Origin of the sequence: Marinobacter sp. bablab_jr003, assembly GCF_016464245.1 — a bacterium.
Lineage (GTDB): Bacteria > Pseudomonadota > Gammaproteobacteria > Pseudomonadales > Oleiphilaceae > Marinobacter > Marinobacter vinifirmus.
This window is the reverse complement of sequence record NZ_JADARC010000128.1, coordinates 1-291: the sequence shown is the minus strand read 5'-3', so window position 1 is coordinate 291 and position 291 is coordinate 1. Positions and strand designations below refer to the sequence as shown.

Here is a 291-nt window from a genome sequence, read left to right as displayed (position 1 = left end):
TGAGGTGGACCCCATCAGTTGGACAGCCTGAAGGTGCAGTTAAGCTCTGATCCGGCTGTATTCCCGGCTCAAGCTGCCAGGGTCATGGGTTGTTGGTAGTACACCTCATCCGGTGTTTGGTAATCAAGGGTTTGGTGGTACCGGGCCTGATTGTAATGCCGGAAGTACCGGTGGAGCGCCTGCTTCAAGTGGCGTCCATCCTCGAAGGCTGTGAGGTAGACGCACTCGTGCTTGACGCTGCGCCAGAGCCGTTCCACGAAGATGTTGTCATGATAGCAGCCCTTGCCGTCC

The 291-nt window shown here is 57.0% G+C and carries 1 pseudogene; it reads right to left on the bottom strand.

From position 1 onward, the window contains the following. Positions 1-98 precede the first annotated feature (98 nt). Positions 99-291, bottom strand: a pseudogene (locus H3Z84_RS15660) (integrase core domain-containing protein); the annotation flags it as partial.